Genomic DNA, 15,534 nt, shown 5'->3' with positions numbered 1-15,534 from the left:
CCAACATGGTTGTCGGATTAGGCGGGGCGTCACGCCGCTAATCCGACCTACGTCAGCGACCACTCGCGTTCCATTTGACGGAGATACGACTGCGGCGCCGCCTCGTTGGTGGCGAACGACACGATTTCATACGCATCGGGCTGCTCCAGCAGCGCCAGCAGCAGCTGGTTGTTCAGCGCGTGGCCGGACTTGTGCGCCGTGTAGTAGGCGAGCAAGGGATGGCCCACCAGGTACAGGTCGCCGATGGCGTCGAGGATCTTGTGGCGCACGAACTCGTCTTCATAGCGCAAGCCGTCGGCATTGAGGATGCGGTATTCGTCCATGACGATGGCGTTTTCCAGCGAACCGCCACGGGCCAGGCCCATGCCGCGCAAGCTTTCCACGTCCTGCATGAAACCGAAGGTACGCGCGCGCGCGACGTCGTGCACGTAGGATACGTCACCAAAGTCGACGGAAGCGCGCTGCATCGTGCCATCGACGGCCGGATGATTGAATTCGATGAAGAAATCGAGCTTGAAACCGTCATATGGCGACAAACGCGCCCATTTCTCCGCATCACCCTTGCCGTGACGCACTTCCACGGGCTTGATGACCTTGATGAATTTCTTCGGCGCCTGCTGCTCTTCCACTCCCGCCTGCTGCAGCAGGTAGACGAAGGACGAGGCGGAGCCATCCATGATGGGAATTTCTTCCGCATTCACGTCGATGTACATATTGTCCACGCCCAGGCCGGCCGCGGCCGACATCAGGTGTTCCACGGTCGATACCCTGGCGCCGTCCTTGATCAGCACGGAAGCCATGCGCGTATCGCCCACGGCCATGGCGCTGGCGGGAAACTCGACGATGGGATCAAGGTCGATGCGGCGAAACACGATGCCCGTGTCGATCGCGGCAGGACGCAGGGTCAGCTCGACCTTGGTACCTGAATGCAAACCGACACCGATGGTGCGGACCAATTGTTTGATAGTGCGTTGTTTTAACATCTGTCGATTATATCTATTTGCCGGATTTTCGTTGCGGCGCGGCATGGTCCACGCCAGAAAAACCACAGCGCACCGTCAAGGATGCTCGCTTTCCGCATGCACGGCTTCGCGCCGCACGAGATAAATGCCGCTGCCGATGATGATGGCCGCGCCGACCAGCGTGTATTCGTCGGGCAAGGCGCGCCACAGCAGCCAGTCCAGGGCCATGCCCCAGGCCAGGGCCGAGTATTCGAACGGCGCCACGCTGGAAGCCTTGCCATGGCGAAACGCTTCCGTGATGGCCAGCTGGCCCACGAAGCCGCTCAGCGACAAGCCCGCCAGCAGCCACCAGTCTTCGCGGCGGATGCTCACCCACTCGTGCGCCGACAGGGCTACGCCGCCTGCGGCCATCATCACCATCAGCCAGAAGACCATGCTTTCGCTGGCGTCCGTGCGGCTGAGGATGCGGCCCGTGACGGCGGAAATGGCGTAGCAGGCGGCCGAACCCAGCACGGCCAGCCCGGCCAGCGAAAAGAATCCCGAGCCGTCGGGGCGCAGCGCCACCAGCACGCCCAGCAAACCGATGCCGATGGCGCACCAGCGCGCGACGTCGACTTTTTCCTTCAGGATAAAAACAGACAGGGCCGTGATCAGCAAGGGCGCGATGAAGAACAGCGAGTACGTCTCGGCCAGCGACATGCGCTTCAAGCCGTACGCGAACAGCGTGATCATCAGCACGCCCAGCGCGCCGCGCAGCAAGTGCAGCGACCAGCGCACCTGCAGCACGTTCTTGAAAGCGCCGCGGTACAGCAGGTACAGGCACACGAGCGGCAGGGACGACAGGGCGCGCAGCGCCGTCACCTGCATGGCGGGATAATGGGCGGACAGCAGCTTCATGGCCGTGTCCATCAGGGAAAACATGGCGACGGCGACCAGCATCACATAGATGCTGCGCAGGTTGGGATTGCGGGGTAGCAGGACAGACTCCTGGCGAAAAAGCGGGACCGTCATCATGGCGACGGCCGGAGCCAGGACAGCCTGGTCTGGAAAGGCAGGGCCAGGCGGTCAGCCCGATTATAGCAAGCGCGGCCGGTTTAGCTTATGACACAGGCAACAGCATCACCAGTTTCAAGTCATGCTGGCGCGCCAGGTGCAAGGTCACCTGGTTGAATGCCAGCAGCCCCTGTCGCGCATGCTGGAACTGGCGCAAGCCGCCATCGCGGCCCTGCACCTGCTGCGCGCCCCACCATTGGCGAAAGTCCGCGCTGGCGCCGGCCAGTTCCGCGATCAGGCCGGCCAGCGGGGCCTGGTCCGCCTGCCGGCCGATATCGGCGCGAAACTCCGCCACCAGGCGCTGCGCCCGCTCGGGCCAGCCGACGACGAGATCGCGCGCCCCCGGTTCCAGGAACATGAAGCGCAGCTGGTTCGGCGCGCCCTCCCCGGCCTGCAGCCAGCCCGCAAACAAGGTGGACGCCGCGCCGTTCCACGCCACGGCATTCCATTCGCGGTCGAGGATGTAGGCGGGCGCATCGATGACGGACACGATGGCGGCCAGCTCGGCGCTGGCAGGTCCCGCGCCCTCGCCCGCGCCATGGCTGGGGTCATGCTTGTCGGCCACCTCGAACAGATAGGCGCGCTCGGCCGCGCTCAGCTGCAGCACCTGCGCCAGGCGGGCCAGCATCTTGGCCGACGCCGACACGGGCCGTCCCTGCTCCAGCCACGTCAGCCAGGTGGGACTGACGTCGCACAGCTGCGCCAGCTCTTCGCGCCGCAAGCCGGGCGTGCGCCGCCGCCCGCCGCCGGGCAAGCCAGCCATGGCGGGGGTGACGGCTTCGCGCCGGGCGCGGATGAATTCAGCAAGTTTGTTCGACATGGCAAGGCTGCATGGTAGTAGATATACCAGTATAAGTTATGGTCTTGTTACAGGATAATTTTATCCTTATTCTGCAGGAACTCGCCCATCACCAGGAGAAAACCATGCAGCAGCACGATGTCGTTACCGAACAGTTTGGCAAGACTGCCAATGCCTACCTGAGCAGCGCCGTTCACGCGCAAGGCGCCGACCTGGTGCTGATGCAGGAATGCGCGCGCCGCCATGGCAAGCCCGCCGTCCTGGACCTGGGCTGCGGCGCCGGCCACGCCAGCTTCGCCGTCGCTCCCGTGGCGCAATCGGTCGTCGCCTACGACCTGGCGCAGCCCATGCTCGACGTCGTCGACCACGCGAAGGCGCAGCGAGGCTTGCACAACATCAGCACGCAACAGGGAGACGTGGCCCGCCTGCCGTTTGCCGACGCCAGCTTCGACATGGTCGTCACGCGCTTTTCCGCGCACCACTGGAACGACGTGGCGGGAGCCCTGGCCGAAGCGTGGCGCGTGCTGCGCCCGAACGGCACCTTGCTCGTGGTCGACATCGTCGCGCCGAAAACGGCCCTGTACGACAGCACCTTGCAGGCGGTGGAAATGCTGCGCGATGCTTCGCATGTGCGCGACTACCGCACCTGCGAATGGGGTGCCAAATTCAACAACGCGGGTTTTAACCACAGCTTGCACAGCGTGTGGAAACTGACGATGCAGTTCGACGAGTGGGTGGCGCGCATGCGCACGCCGAACGAGCGAGTGGCGGCCATCCGCAACCTGTTCGATGGCGCGCCCGAGGAAGCGAGAAGATATTTCGCGCTGCAGGACGACTATTCGTTCAGCATCGATGCGGCGATGTTCGAGGCAAGGAAACCGTCGGTACAGTAAACGTCAAAACGGCGCCGATGGCGCCGTTTTGATTCATGCGTAGGTTGGATTAGCGCGCAGCGCGTAATCCAACAATGCTGAAGCAAACGCGGTGCGACCGTAGCACGTCGGCTTACGCTGCGCTAAGCCGACCTACGCCGACCTACACAGGCCTGCGCTCTGCTTAAGCCAGCTGGCCCAGCAAGGTTTCCGCATTCGACACTTCAAACTTGCCGCCTTGCTCGATGTTCAATTGCGTCACGACGCCATTGTCGACCAGCATCGAGTAGCGCTGCGAGCGCGTGCCCATGCCATGCTTGGAAAAATCGGCGTCCAGGCCCAGGGCCTTGCTGTAGGCGGCGTTGCCGTCAGCCATCATGCGTACGACGCCGGTGGCTTTCTGGTCGCGGCCCCAGGCGCCCATCACGAACGCGTCGTTGACGGAGATGCACCAGATTTCATCGACGCCCTTGGCTTTCAGGTCGGCAGCGTGCTGCACGTAGCCTGGCACGTGCTGTGCGGAGCAGGTCGGGGTGTAGGCGCCTGGCAGGCCGAAGATGGCGATCTTCTTGCCCTTGACCAGGTCTTGCACATTGAACGTGTTCGGGCCCAGTGCGCAACCTTCGGTTTCGCTTTCGATGAATTCGGCCAGGGTGCCTTCTGGCAGGGTGTCGCCGATCTTGATGGTCATGTTGACTCCTTGTGTACTGTCGGTTGAGGATGCTGCCGGCATGATGCCGACACTGCGCGATAGTATGCCTGACTTGCCGTATTTGTGCAGAAAATGGCAGGAAAGGCAAAGTCAAAAGTCAAAAACCGGCAAAAAAAACGGCGGCCCTCAGGCCGCCGTCATCGTTGCATACATCAGATCACCTTTTCCATATTGAAGCGCATGAAAAATGCTCAGGGCAAGGCGCATGGCCGAAGACAGTACGAATATACGGCAAGGCTATGCAACGCCACCATGGGCTTTTTTCTCTGCGCTTAATCGGCTTGCTTGCGCAGGAACGCTGGAATGTCGTAGGTCTCCATGCCATTCTTTTCCATCGCGCGCACCTGCTCGGAAGCCGATTCGCGGCGCCATACCGCCGGCGCCTTCATGCCGTCAAAGCCGGCGGCCGGCGTGGCCACGCCTACCGTCGTCGCCGCCGCTTGCGCGCTACCCATGGCGGCCGACGGGGTCAGCGGGCCGTTGTGGGTGCCGGTGCGCAGCACTTGCTGCGGCACCAGCTGGATGTTTTTCTTGGCGCGGCCCAGGCCCGTGGCCACCACGGTCACGCGGATGTCGTCGCCCATGGCGTCGTCGTAGGCGATGCCTTGCGCGATCGACGCGTCCGGCGCGGCAAATGCGCGCACGGCGGCCATGACTTCCTTGATCTCTTTACCTTTCAAGCCACGGCTGGCCGTGACGTTGACCAGCACGCCGCGCGCGCCGGACAGATCGATGCCATCCAACAGCGGCGAAGCGACAGCCTGTTCGGCGGCGATACGCGCGCGGTCGACGCCGGAAGCCGTCGCCGTACCCATCATGGCCTTGCCCTGCTCGCCCATGATGGTCTTCACGTCGTTGAAGTCGACGTTGATATGGCCAGGCACGTTGATGATCTCGGCAATGCCGGCCACCGCGTTGTTGAGCACATCATCGGCGTGCTGCATCCATTCCAGCATGCTTTCGTCTTCGTAGATCTCTTCCAGTTTTTCATTGAGGATGATGATCAGCGAATCGACGTGCAGGGACAGCTGCTCCAGGCCTTCGTCGGCGATGTCCATGCACTTCTGGCCTTCGTACGAGAATGGCTTGGAAACCACGGCCACCGTCAGCGCGCCCAGTTCCTTGGCCACTTCAGCGACGATGGGAGCGGCGCCCGTGCCCGTGCCGCCGCCCATGCCGGCGGCGATGAAGACCATGTGCGCGCCGCGCAGCGAATCGGCGATGCGCGTGCGCGATTCTTCGGCCAGCTGGCGGCCGACGGCAGGCTTCATGCCTGCGCCCAGACCGGTATCGCCGATCTGGATGATGTTGTGGGCCTTCGATGTCGACAGGGCCTGTGCGTCGGTGTTGGCGGCAATGAACTCCACGCCCGACATGCCTTTGTTGATCATGTGTTGGACTGCATTGCCACCCGCACCGCCGACGCCGACGACCTTGATGACGGTACCTAAAGCTGTGTTATCGACCATATCGAACTCCATGATGTGCTCCTATCAGATGCGGTTTCCAAGCGCCAGGCCTCATATTGGTAGGAGAACTGGAGATTGAAAACTGCGGTTAAATATAAAATAAAGTTATGTGTGTGTACCTGCGATGCTGCCAAAAAACCTGTGCTGCCGGGCGAAAATCATGCCCTTAAAAATTCCCTAAAAACCATTCCTTCATGCGCTGCCAGACTGCCTTCACCGAGCCGTCCTGACGCGTCACGATGTGGCCGCGCAGGTATTGCTTCTTCGCTTCCAGCAGCAGGCCCAATACCGTGGCATAGCGCGGACTGCGCACCACGTCGGCCAGCTGGCCCCGATACTCGGGCGTGCCCAAGCGCGCCGGTTTCAGGAAAATGTCTTCCGCCATTTCCACCATGCCGGGCATGATGGACGTGCCGCCCGTGAGCACGATGCCCGACGACAGCACGCCTTCGTAACCGGATTCGCGCACCACCTGGTGCACCATGGCGAACAGCTCTTCGACACGCGGTTCGATCACTGCCGCCAGCGCCTGGCGCGACAGGTTGCGCGGGCCGCGGTCGCCCAGGCCAGGCACTTCCAGCGATTCGCCGGGGTCGGCCAGGACCTGCTTGGCCACGCCATAGCGGATCTTGATTTCTTCCGCTTCCGCGGTCGGGGTACGCAAGGCCATGGCGATGTCGTTGGTGATCTGATCGCCGGCGATGGGAATGACTGCCGTATGGCGGATCGCGCCATCGGAGAATACCGCCACATCGGTCGTGCCGCCGCCGATGTCGATCAGCACCACGCCCAGTTCCTTCTCGTCGGGCGTGAGCACCGCATCGGCGGACGCCATCGGCTGCAGGATCAGGTCCGACACTTCCAGGCCGCAGCGGCGCACGCACTTGACGATGTTCTGCACCGCCGACACGGCGCCGGTGACGATGTGCACCTTCACCTCCAGGCGGATGCCGCTCATGCCGATAGGCTCGCGCACGTCTTCCTGGCTGTCGACGATGAACTCTTGCGGCACCGTGTGCAGCAATTGCTGATCGGTCGGAATGTTAACCGCTTTTGCCGTCTCGATGACGCGCGCCACGTCGGTCGCCGTCACTTCCTTGTCCTTGATGGCCACCATGCCGCTGGAATTGAAGCTGCGGATATGGCTGCCCGCAATGCCCGCGTACACATTGCGGATCTTGCAGTCGGCCATCAGCTCGGCCTCTTCCAGCGCGCGCTGGATGGACTCCACCGTGGCCTCGATATTGACCACCACGCCCTTTTTCAGGCCCTTCGATTCGTGCTGGCCCAGCCCGATCACTTCGTGGCGCCCGTCGGACATCACTTCGGCTACCACCGCCACCACTTTCGAGGTGCCGATGTCGAGGCCGACGATCAGGTTTTTCGCGTCTTTTGTCATTTCTGTCGCCTAATGTATGGGCTATAAATTATTAAGTTAAGTCGGTTTTTTAATCGGACTGCTGTTTTTCTTCTTCATCACTGGCTTGCCATCCTTGCCTTCGGCCGGTATCACCAGGCCGGCGGAACTGAGCGCCAGGCCATTCTGGTAGCGCATATCGATCGTGTCGATATTTTCCAGCCGGCTCGCCAGTTGCGGATAGATACCCACCAGCCGGTCGACCCGCGCCTTCAGGGTCGTATGATTCTGCTCGCGCCCCAGCGCCACGCTCATGCCGTTATTCAGTTTCACCGTCCACGCATAGCGGCTCGACAACGACAGGGTTTCCGGCACCATCTTCAGCGGCGCAAACCACTTCGCCAGCTGCACGTAGGTGGCCAGTACTTCCTTCTCGCTGCCATCGGGGCCGGCAAACGCCGGCAATTCATGGTCGTCTTCCGCTTCGGCCACGTTCGCCGTAAACACGTCGCCCTTGACCGACAGCAGGCGTCCATCCTCGCCCCAGGTGCCCAGCGCTTCGTGTTCTTCCAGCGCCACGATCAGCTGGTTCGGCCACTCGCGCCGCACGCTGGCACGGCGTACCCAGGGTACCGATTCGAACACGCCGCGCACGCTATCGAGGTTGGTCGTGAAAAAATTGCCCTTGATGCGGCCCAAGGTGCCGCTGCGCAGGGTCAGGTAATTCACGTGGCGCAGGCCCTTGTCGTCCGCGCTTTCCACCTTGATCGTGCGCAGGTCGAACATGGGACGCTGCGACACCCACCAGACGCCGGCTGCCACGCACACGACCAGAACCGCGGCCAGCAAGCCGTTGGCAGTCGTATTGAGGCTTTTAGCGTCATGCCACATATCAGTGCTGTCCCTTGTGCATTTTCAAACGCGCGCCAGCGGCGATTTCCAGGCACAGGTCTTCATAGCTGATGCCCACCGCGCGCGCCGCCATCGGCACGAGCGAATGTCCCGTCATGCCTGGCGAGGTGTTCACTTCCAGCAGAAACAGCTTGCTGTCGGCCGCGCGCATCAGCACGTCGACCCGTCCCCAGCCTTCGCAGCCGAGAGCGCGGTAGGCTGCCACGGCGATGCGTTCCATCTCCGCCACGATCGCCGGGTCCAGCTGCGGCGGGCAGAAATACTGCGTGTCGTCCGTGAAGTACTTGTTCTGGTAGTCGTAATTGCCTTGCGGCGCGACGATTTCAATCGGCGGCAACGCGCGCGCCGTGGCGCCCTTGCCCAGGATCGCGACGGTGAATTCGCGGCCCCTGATGAATTCCTCAGCCAGCACGGCATCATCGAGACCGGCGGCGATGTCGTAGGCCGCCTGGAAGGCCGATGCCTCGTTGACCGTCGTGATGCCGATGCTCGAACCTTCATGCGGTGGCTTGACGATCAGCGGCAAGCCCAGTTCCGCGGCCACCTTGGCCAGGTCGGAACTGTCATCGAGCACCGCGTACTTCGGCGTCGGCAGCTCGTGCATCAGCCAGATCATCTTGGTGTAGACCTTGTCCATGCCCACCGCGCAGGCCATCACGCCGCTGCCCGTGTAGGGAATGCCCAGCTGCTCCAGCGCGCCCTGCAGGCTGCCGTCTTCGCCGAAGCGGCCGTGCAGCGCGATAAAGACGCGGTCGAATTTTTCAGCGGCCAGTTCGGCCAGGCTGCGTTCGCCCGTGTCGAACGCGTGCGCGTCCACGCCGCGGCTTTTCAAAGCGGCCAGCACGCCCGTGCCGGACATCAGCGACACTTCGCGCTCGGCCGAGCTGCCGCCGAACAGGACGCCGACCTTGCCCAATTGTTTTACGTCGATAGCTGAAGCTTGGTTCACATCAGGCCTTTACAGTGTTGGATGGATACGTTGTCAGTTGATTCGGGATGCCGCTGATCGAGCCGGCTCCCATGGTCAGCACGACGTCGCCGTCGCGCGCCACGCTCATGATGGTGTCGGCCATGTCCGTCATGGACTCGACGAAAATCGGTTCGATCTTGCCGCGCGCGCGCAGCGCATGCGCCAGGGCGCGGCCGTCAGCGGCGACGATGGGCGCTTCGCCCGCCGCATAGACTTCGGACAAGAGCAGCACGTCGGGCGCGCCCAGCACCTTGACGAAATCCTCGAACAGGTCGCGCGTGCGGCTGTAGCGGTGCGGCTGGAAAGCCAGTACCAGACGGCGGCCAGGATAGGCGGCGCGCGCAGCGGCCAGGGTCACTTCCGTTTCCACAGGGTGATGGCCGAAATCGTCGACCAGGGCGAAGCTGCCGCCGTTCGGCAGCGCCACGTCGCCGTAGCGCGTGAAGCGGCGGCCCACGCCGGAGAACTCGGCCAGGCCCTGCTGCGTGGCGCTGTCGGCGATGCCGATTTCGCGCGCGATTGCGATCGCCGAGCAGGCATTCTGCACATTGTGCATGCCGGGCTGGTTCAGTACCACGTCCAGATCCGGATAGCCTTCCTGCAGCACGGTGAAGTGCATTTCCAGGCCCACGGCGCGCGCATTGATGGCGCGCACTTGCGCGTCTTCCGCGAAGCCGTAGGTGGTGACGGGCTTGGTCACGGACGGGATGATGGCGCGCACGTGCGGATCGTCGATGCACAGCATGGCGCGGCCATAGAACGGCAAGCGGTGCGTAAACTGCACGAAGGCTTGCTTGAGCTTTTCGAAATCGTGTTCGTACGTATCCATGTGATCGGCGTCGATATTCGTGATCACTTCGATCATCGGCGTCAGGTTCAGGAACGAGGCGTCCGATTCATCGGCTTCGGCCACCAGGTAGTCGCCCGAACCGAGCTTGGCGTTCGCGCCGGCGCTGGTCAAACGGCCGCCGATGACGAAAGTCGGGTCGAGACCGCCCTGCGCCAGCACGGAAGCGACCAGGCTGGTCGTCGTCGTCTTGCCGTGCGTGCCGGCAATCGCGATGCCGCGTTTCAGGCGCATCAATTCACCGAGCATCACGGCGCGCGGCACCAGCGGAATCTTGCGCGCGCGCGCGGCCGCCACTTCCGGATTGTCTTGCGGGACGGCGCCCGACGTCACCACCGCATCGGCGTCGCCGATGTTCTCCGCCGCGTGGCCGAGCATGACGGTCGCGCCCAGGCTCGCCAGGCGCTGCGTCGCCGCATTGCTGCCCAGGTCCGAGCCCGACACCTTGTAGCCGAGGTTGACCAGCACTTCGGCGATGCCGCTCATGCCGCTGCCGCCAATGCCGACAAAGTGGATATTGTTTACTTTATGCTTCACAGAGCTAACCTCATGCCAGTTTTTCCAATACGTGTGCGATCGCCTCATTGGCGTCGCGCTTGCCTGCTGCCAGCGCCGCTTGCGCCATGTGCTGGCAGGTATCCCGCGTCAGGGACGCCAGCAATGTGCTCAGCGACGCCGCACTCATTTCCGTCTGCGGCAGATGAATCGCCGCGCCTTGTTTCGCCATCCATTGCGCGTTGTCGCGCTGGTGGCTGGTGGTCGATGCCACCAGCGGCACGAGCACGCTGGCCACGCCAGCCGCCGTCAGTTCCGACAGGGTGATGGCGCCTGCGCGGCAAATCACCAGGTCGGCTTCGGTATATGCCCTGGCCATGTCGTCGATGAAATCGACCACATTGGCTTGCACGCCCGCCCGCGCATACGCGGCATGCAGGGCGTCGATATTCTTCTTGCCCGACTGGTGCGTCACCAGCGGACGCTCGGCTTCCGGCATCAGGGCCAGCGCGGCGGGCAGATTGTCGTTCAGCGCTTTCGCGCCCAGGCTGCCGCCCACCACCAGGATGCGCAGCGGTCCGTTGCGGCCCGCGAAGCGAAGCGCCGGCGGCGCCATGGCCAGGATCTCGGCGCGCACGGGATTGCCCGTGACGACGGCCTTGCCGGCGGCGCTGCCGAAATCGGCCGGAAAGCCGAAGCATACTTGCTGCGCCAGCGGCACCAGCGTCTTGTTCGACAACAGCAGGGCCGCGTCGGCATTGACCAGCACCAGCGGCACGCCCTTCAGGCGCGCCATCAGCCCGCCCGGCACCGTCACATACCCACCCATGCCCATCACCACGTCCGGCTTGCGGCGCGCGATAAAACGGCGGATGGCAAAGAAGCTGGCCAGCATCTTGAAGCCGCCCTTGAGCGTGTGCGCCAGACCTTTGCCGCGCATGCCGGAAAATTCAATCGCATCCATGGGAATGCCGCTTTTCGGCACCAGGTCCTGTTCCATGCCGTGGGTCGTGCCCAGCCAGCTCACTTCCCAGCCGCGCGCGCGCATCGTTTGCGCAATTGCCAGGCCAGGGAAGATATGGCCGCCGGTACCGGCCGCCATGATCATCAGTCTTTTCGTCGTCTTCAAGTTCGTCACGTTGTTCATAGCCGGCCTCCGCGCATCAGGATCCGGTTTTCGTAATCGATGCGCAGCAAAATCGCCAGGCCGATACAGTTAATCAGTACGCCCGTGCCGCCATAACTCATCAGGGGCAAGGTCAGGCCCTTGGTCGGCAGCAGGCCCAGGTTCACGCCCATGTTGATGAAGGTCTGCACGCCGATCCAGATGGCGATGCCCTTCGCCGTCAGGCCCGCGAAGGTCTGGTCGATGGCGATCGCCTGGCGGCCGATGTCAAACGCCCGCTTGATAATCCAGTAGAACATGCCGATCACGACCAGCACGCCGACCAGGCCCAGTTCCTCGCCGATCACGGCCAGCAAGAAGTCCGTGTGCGCTTCAGGCAGGTAATGGAGTTTTTCCACGCTGCCGCCCAGGCCCACGCCAAACAGTTCGCCGCGCCCGAAGGCGATCAGCGAGTGCGTCAGCTGGTAAGCCTTGTTCAATGCATTGTCTTCCTGCCACGGATCGAGATACGCAAAAAACCGCTCGCGGCGGAATTTCGACAGGGCGATGATGGTGACGAAGATCGCCGTCAGCATGGCGCCGATGCCGCCGAACCAGATGGCGTTGACGCCGCCCAAAAACAGGATGCCCATGGCAATGCAGACGATCACGCCGAAAGCGCCCAGGTCGGGCTCCATCAGCAGCAGCAGGCCGACGAAGCTCACGGCCAGCGCCATCGGCATGAAGCCCTTGGTCAGCTTGTGCATGTATTCCTGCTTGCGCACCGTGTAATCGGCCGCGTACAGCACCATCACCACCTTCATCAGCTCGGACGGCTGCGGCCGCAGGCCCGGCAAATTCAGCCACCGGCGCCCGCCGTTGACCGATACGCCCAGGCCCGGGATCAGCACCATCACCAGCAGCACCAGGGTGCCGATGAACAGCCACGGCGCCATCTTTTGCCAGGTGGCGACGGGGATGCGGAATACCATCGCGCCAACGATCACCGACACGCCGATGAACAGCGCCTGGCGCACGACAAAATAATTGTTCGTGTAGGCGGCGAACTTGCGCGCGTCCGACAGCGAGATCGACGCCGAATACACCATCACCATGCCCAGCAACATGAGCAGCAGGACGACCCACACCAGCGGCTTGTCGTAGTCCATCATCTTCGACTGCCGCGCGCGGCTATCCAGCGGCTTGGCAGCCGAGCCGGAACCAAAGCTGAAGGGCAGTTGGAAGGCCATCAGATATCCTGTCCGTTTTCCAGGGCGATGTCGCGCACGGCGTCGACAAACACCTGCGCGCGGTGCGCATAGTTCTTGAACATGTCCAGGCTGGCGCACGCGGGCGACAGCAGCACGGCATCGCCGGCCAGCGCCAGGCTGCTGGCGCGCTTGACGGCTTCCGGCAAGGTGGCGCAGTCGACGATGTCCACGCCGGCAGGCTCGAGGGCAGCGCGCAGCGCAGGCGCATCGCGGCCGATCAGCACCACGGCGCGCACATAGCGCGACACGGGTTCAGCCAGCGGCGAGAAATCCTGCCCCTTGCCGTCGCCGCCGGCGATCAGCACCAGGCGCTGTTCCGCGCCGCCAAACGCCTTGCCCAGGCCGAACAGCGCGGCCACTGTCGCGCCCACGTTCGTGCCCTTGCTGTCGTCGTAGTATTCGACGTCATTGACGGCCGTGATCAGCTCCACGCGGTGCGGCTCGCCCTGGTATTCGCGCAAGCCGTGCAGCAGCGGCGCGAATGGCAAACCGATGGCGCGGCACAGGGCCAGCGCCGCCAGCGCATTCGAAGCGTTGTGCTGGCCGCGGATTTTCAGCGCGTCGGCCGGCATCAGTTTTTTCGCCATCGTCGGCACCGGTTCCGGCGCCGGATCGTTCTTCCTGCGCTTTTTCTCGATCACTTCTTCGCTGGGCACGGCTTGCGCCAGCCAGAAGATACCGCGTTCATTGACCAGGCCAAAGCTGTCCACTTCCGCCGGCTCGCCCGTGCCGAAGGTGATCGTCTCGACCAGCGGATCGGCCATGTGCATGACGGCCGCATCGTCGCGGTTCAGGATGCGCACGGTCTCGTCGCCGAAGATGCGCGCCTTGTCGGCTGCGTAGGCGGCCATGTCGCCATGCCAGTCCAGGTGATCCTGCGACAGGTTCAGGACCGTGGCCGCATCGGCCTGCAGACTGAACGTCGTGTGCAGCTGGAAGCTGGACAGCTCGAGTATCCACGCCTGCGGCAGGGTGCTGGCGACGGGTTCCGCCGCTTCTTCTCCTTCAGCCACAGGCTGTGGCGCCGGTTCGGCGTCGAGCACTTCGCGCAGCACGTCGAGCGCGGCCGGGCTGATATTGCCGGCCACGCGCGTGGCCAGGCCCGCGCGTTCGCACAGCAGACCCACCAGGCTGGTCACCGTCGTCTTGCCATTCGTGCCCGTGATGGCGACGACTTTCGGCGCATAGCCGCGTTCCGCCTTGAGCGCGGCCAGCGCCTGCGCGAACAGTTCGATCTCGCCCCACACGGGGATATTCTTTTCAGCTGCGGCCGGCACGATGTGCGCCAGTTCGCGCTGCGGCGCCAGGCCAGGGCTGACGGCGACGAAATCGACGCCATCGAGCAGGTCGGCCGTGAAGGCGCCGGCGATGAACTGCGCCTGCGGCACGGCGGCCTGCAGCGCGGCCAGGCGCTCAGGGGTTTCCCTTGTATCTGCCACGCGGACCAGCGCACCGCTGCGGGCCAGCCACAGGGCCATCGCCAGCCCCGATTCGCCGAGGCCCAGTACCAGTGCGGTTTTAGCGTCGTACATCATCAGCGCAGCTTCAAGGTGGTCAGGCCGAGCAGCACCAGCATCATGGTGATGATCCAGAAACGCACGACAACCTGCGTCTCTTTCCAGCCTTTTTGTTCAAAATGGTGATGCAATGGCGCCATCAGGAAGACGCGGCGGCCGGCGCCAAAGCGCTTCTTGGTGTACTTGAACCAGACGACCTGGATGATCACGGACAGCGTTTCGACGACGAAGATGCCGCCCATGATGAACAGGACGATTTCCTGACGCACGATGACGGCGATGGTGCCCAGTGCGCCGCCCAGTGCCAGCGCGCCCACGTCGCCCATGAACACTTTCGCGGGGTGCGTGTTATACCAGAGGAAGGCCAGGCCGGAACCGGCCAGCGCGCCGCAGAAGATCACCAGTTCGCCGGCGCCCGGAATGTGCGGGATGAACAGGTAGCGCGCATAGGTGGCGTTACCCGTCAGGTAGGCGAACAGGCCCAGGGCGGTGCCCACCATCACGGTCGGCATGATGGCCAGGCCATCGAGACCATCGGTAAAATTGACGGCGTTGCTGGTGCCGACGATGACGCAATAGGTCAGCGCGATGAAACCCCACACGCCCAACGGATAGCTGATGGTCTTGAAGAACGGTACGATCAGATCGGCCTTCGGCGGCAGGTCCATGGCGAAGCCGGACTGTACCCAGGCGTAGATCAGATTCCACACGTGGCCCGCGTCAGGTTCCGACACGGAGACGGAAAACGCCAGGTAAAACGCGGCGACGATGCCGATCAGCGACTGCCAGAAGTATTTTTCGCGCGAGCGCATGCCTTCCGGGTCCTGGTGCACCACCTTGCGGTAGTCGTCGGCCCAGCCGACGGCGCCAAAGCCCAGGGTGACGATCAAGACCGGCCAGATGAAGCGGTTCGACAGGTCGGCCCACAGCAGGGTGGAAATGCCGATGGCGATGAGGATCAGCACACCGCCCATGGTGGGCGTGCCGTGTTTTTTCAGATGCGTTTGCGGGCCGTCCGTACGCACGGCCTGGCCGACCTTCATGCGCGTGAGCATGCGGATCACGGCGGGACCGGCGCACAGGCCGATCAGGATCGCCGTCAGGGTGGCGAAGACGGCGCGGAACGTGATGAAGTTAAAGACCCGCAGTGGGCCAATGTCGTCCTGGAAATAATGAGCGAGCCAGAGCAGCAT

15 protein-coding genes are annotated in these 15,534 nt (G+C 63.4%); 2 read left to right on the top strand and 13 right to left on the bottom strand.

Going from position 1 to position 15,534, the window contains the following annotated elements; genetic code table 11:
* Positions 1–47 precede the first annotated feature (47 nt).
* The 3 genes from lpxC to CLU90_RS22935 all read right to left on the bottom strand — a co-directional run bounded on the left by lpxC (position 48) and on the right by CLU90_RS22935 (position 2,835).
* On the bottom strand, positions 48–983 hold the full coding sequence (lpxC, locus tag CLU90_RS22945) for a UDP-3-O-acyl-N-acetylglucosamine deacetylase (protein ID WP_092717101.1): 936 nt from the start codon (positions 981–983) through the stop codon (positions 48–50).
* Positions 984–1,058: 75 nt separating this feature from the next.
* Positions 1,059–1,901, bottom strand: coding sequence for a DMT family transporter (locus CLU90_RS22940; RefSeq protein WP_092717249.1), 843 nt, complete (start codon positions 1,899–1,901; stop codon positions 1,059–1,061).
* 160 nt (positions 1,902–2,061) lie between these two features.
* On the bottom strand, positions 2,062–2,835 hold the full coding sequence (locus CLU90_RS22935) for a helix-turn-helix transcriptional regulator (RefSeq protein WP_100428989.1): 774 nt from the start codon (positions 2,833–2,835) through the stop codon (positions 2,062–2,064).
* Positions 2,836–2,939: 104 nt separating this feature from the next.
* Here CLU90_RS22935 and CLU90_RS22930 point away from each other — a divergent pair, with 104 nt between their 5' ends.
* Positions 2,940–3,707, top strand: coding sequence for a class I SAM-dependent methyltransferase (locus tag CLU90_RS22930; RefSeq protein ID WP_100429547.1), 768 nt, complete (start codon positions 2,940–2,942; stop codon positions 3,705–3,707).
* Positions 3,708–3,870: 163 nt separating this feature from the next.
* On the opposite strand, the gene CLU90_RS22925 is transcribed toward CLU90_RS22930, so the two are convergent.
* On the bottom strand, positions 3,871–4,377 hold the full coding sequence (locus tag CLU90_RS22925; RefSeq protein ID WP_092717091.1) for a peroxiredoxin: 507 nt from the start codon (positions 4,375–4,377) through the stop codon (positions 3,871–3,873).
* A gap of 40 nt (positions 4,378–4,417) precedes the next feature.
* Between CLU90_RS22925 and CLU90_RS29755 the strand changes: the two genes are divergently transcribed.
* Positions 4,418–4,573, top strand: a complete 156-nt coding sequence (locus CLU90_RS29755; protein WP_198511252.1) for a hypothetical protein — start codon at positions 4,418–4,420, stop codon at positions 4,571–4,573.
* Between the two features lie 97 nt (positions 4,574–4,670).
* Here the strand turns inward: CLU90_RS29755 and ftsZ are convergent, their stop codons facing one another.
* The 9 genes from ftsZ to mraY all read right to left on the bottom strand — a co-directional run bounded on the left by ftsZ (position 4,671) and on the right by mraY (position 15,534).
* Positions 4,671–5,879, bottom strand: coding sequence for a cell division protein FtsZ (ftsZ, locus tag CLU90_RS22920; protein WP_092717088.1), 1,209 nt, complete (start codon positions 5,877–5,879; stop codon positions 4,671–4,673).
* 154 nt (positions 5,880–6,033) lie between these two features.
* Complete coding sequence (gene ftsA, locus CLU90_RS22915; protein WP_010394955.1) at positions 6,034–7,266, bottom strand: cell division protein FtsA; 1,233 nt, start codon at positions 7,264–7,266, stop codon at positions 6,034–6,036.
* Between the two features lie 36 nt (positions 7,267–7,302).
* Positions 7,303–8,115: a cell division protein FtsQ/DivIB gene (locus CLU90_RS22910; protein ID WP_092717084.1), complete on the bottom strand. Its 813-nt coding sequence runs from the start codon at positions 8,113–8,115 to the stop codon at positions 7,303–7,305.
* Position 8,116: 1 nt separating this feature from the next.
* Positions 8,117–9,085 (bottom strand): D-alanine--D-alanine ligase, encoded by a 969-nt coding sequence (locus CLU90_RS22905; RefSeq protein WP_232731303.1) that lies wholly within the window; start codon positions 9,083–9,085, stop codon positions 8,117–8,119.
* A 1-nt stretch (position 9,086) separates the two neighbouring features.
* Complete coding sequence (murC, locus tag CLU90_RS22900) at positions 9,087–10,490, bottom strand: UDP-N-acetylmuramate--L-alanine ligase (RefSeq protein ID WP_100428987.1); 1,404 nt, start codon at positions 10,488–10,490, stop codon at positions 9,087–9,089.
* A gap of 10 nt (positions 10,491–10,500) precedes the next feature.
* The gene (gene murG, locus CLU90_RS22895) at positions 10,501–11,595 is read right to left on the bottom strand and encodes an undecaprenyldiphospho-muramoylpentapeptide beta-N-acetylglucosaminyltransferase (protein WP_100428986.1); all 1,095 of its coding nucleotides are present in this window, start codon (positions 11,593–11,595) and stop codon (positions 10,501–10,503) included.
* Positions 11,592–12,803 carry a putative lipid II flippase FtsW gene (gene ftsW / locus CLU90_RS22890; RefSeq protein ID WP_092717072.1) on the bottom strand — a complete coding sequence of 404 codons (1,212 nt, stop codon included), beginning with the start codon at positions 12,801–12,803 and terminating at the stop codon, positions 11,592–11,594. Before ftsW ends, murG begins: the two co-directional genes overlap by 4 nt.
* Positions 12,803–14,359: a UDP-N-acetylmuramoyl-L-alanine--D-glutamate ligase gene (murD, locus tag CLU90_RS22885; RefSeq protein ID WP_100428985.1), complete on the bottom strand. Its 1,557-nt coding sequence runs from the start codon at positions 14,357–14,359 to the stop codon at positions 12,803–12,805. Before murD ends, ftsW begins: the two co-directional genes overlap by 1 nt.
* The gene (mraY, locus tag CLU90_RS22880; protein ID WP_092803429.1) at positions 14,359–15,534 is read right to left on the bottom strand and encodes a phospho-N-acetylmuramoyl-pentapeptide-transferase; all 1,176 of its coding nucleotides are present in this window, start codon (positions 15,532–15,534) and stop codon (positions 14,359–14,361) included. Before mraY ends, murD begins: the two co-directional genes overlap by 1 nt.

It is taken from the genome of Janthinobacterium sp. 67, assembly GCF_002797895.1.
Classification (GTDB): Bacteria; Pseudomonadota; Gammaproteobacteria; order Burkholderiales; family Burkholderiaceae_D; genus Janthinobacterium.
Note: the sequence above shows the minus strand (reverse complement) of the source record. Positions and strands in the feature narration are given on the sequence as shown.

What these genes read in the sequence shown, in the direction of transcription:
- lpxC (WP_092717101.1), bottom strand. Translation starts at nt 983, where the DNA reads ATGTTAAAACAACGCACTATCAAACAATTGGTCCGCACCATCGGTGTC.
- CLU90_RS22940 (WP_092717249.1), bottom strand. Translation starts at nt 1,901, where the DNA reads ATGCTGGTCGCCGTCGCCATGTTTTCCCTGATGGACACGGCCATGAAG.
- CLU90_RS22935 (WP_100428989.1), bottom strand. Translation starts at nt 2,835, where the DNA reads ATGTCGAACAAACTTGCTGAATTCATCCGCGCCCGGCGCGAAGCCGTC.
- CLU90_RS22930 (WP_100429547.1), top strand. Translation starts at nt 2,940, where the DNA reads ATGCAGCAGCACGATGTCGTTACCGAACAGTTTGGCAAGACTGCCAAT.
- CLU90_RS22925 (WP_092717091.1), bottom strand. Translation starts at nt 4,377, where the DNA reads ATGACCATCAAGATCGGCGACACCCTGCCAGAAGGCACCCTGGCCGAA.
- CLU90_RS29755 (WP_198511252.1), top strand. Translation starts at nt 4,418, where the DNA reads ATGATGCCGACACTGCGCGATAGTATGCCTGACTTGCCGTATTTGTGC.
- ftsZ (WP_092717088.1), bottom strand. Translation starts at nt 5,879, where the DNA reads ATGGAGTTCGATATGGTCGATAACACAGCTTTAGGTACCGTCATCAAG.
- ftsA (WP_010394955.1), bottom strand. Translation starts at nt 7,266, where the DNA reads ATGACAAAAGACGCGAAAAACCTGATCGTCGGCCTCGACATCGGCACC.
- CLU90_RS22910 (WP_092717084.1), bottom strand. Translation starts at nt 8,115, where the DNA reads ATGTGGCATGACGCTAAAAGCCTCAATACGACTGCCAACGGCTTGCTG.
- murG (WP_100428986.1), bottom strand. Translation starts at nt 11,595, where the DNA reads ATGAACAACGTGACGAACTTGAAGACGACGAAAAGACTGATGATCATG.
- ftsW (WP_092717072.1), bottom strand. Translation starts at nt 12,803, where the DNA reads ATGGCCTTCCAACTGCCCTTCAGCTTTGGTTCCGGCTCGGCTGCCAAG.
- murD (WP_100428985.1), bottom strand. Translation starts at nt 14,359, where the DNA reads ATGATGTACGACGCTAAAACCGCACTGGTACTGGGCCTCGGCGAATCG.
- mraY (WP_092803429.1), bottom strand. Translation starts at nt 15,534, where the DNA reads ATGCTGCTCTGGCTCGCTCATTATTTCCAGGACGACATTGGCCCACTG.